This window comes from Anaerovibrio lipolyticus (assembly GCF_021531495.1).
GTDB lineage: Bacteria > Bacillota > Negativicutes > Selenomonadales > Selenomonadaceae > Anaerovibrio.
Genome location: NZ_JADYTY010000104.1, coordinates 1 through 311 on the forward strand (window position 1 = coordinate 1; position 311 = coordinate 311).

Sequence of the window (311 nt, forward strand, 5' to 3'; positions counted from 1 at the left end):
AAATAGCTCAGTTGGTAGAGCATCACCTTGCCAAGGTGGGGGTCGCGAGTTCGAGTCTCGTTTTCCGCTCCATACTATGTTTTGCATTTCTCGCATGACTTTGGCCGTGCGAGATTTTCTATCAAAAGTCATGGGCCTATAGCTCAGTTGGTTAGAGCAACCGGCTCATAACCGGTCGGTCCCAGGTTCGAGTCCTGGTGGGCCCACCATTTCTTAGAAAGCAGCATAAAAGCACAACATGACTCAGTAGCTCAGCTGGATTAGAGTATTTGACTACGAATCAAAGGGTCGGGGGTTCGAGTCCCTCCTGG

1 tRNA gene is annotated in these 311 nt (G+C 50.2%); it reads left to right on the top strand.

Annotation, left to right across the window (positions count from 1 at the left end):
- Positions 1-132: 132 nt before the first annotated feature.
- Positions 133-209, top strand: a tRNA-Ile gene (locus tag I6E26_RS11135).
- The last annotated feature ends 102 nt before the right edge of the window (positions 210-311 follow it).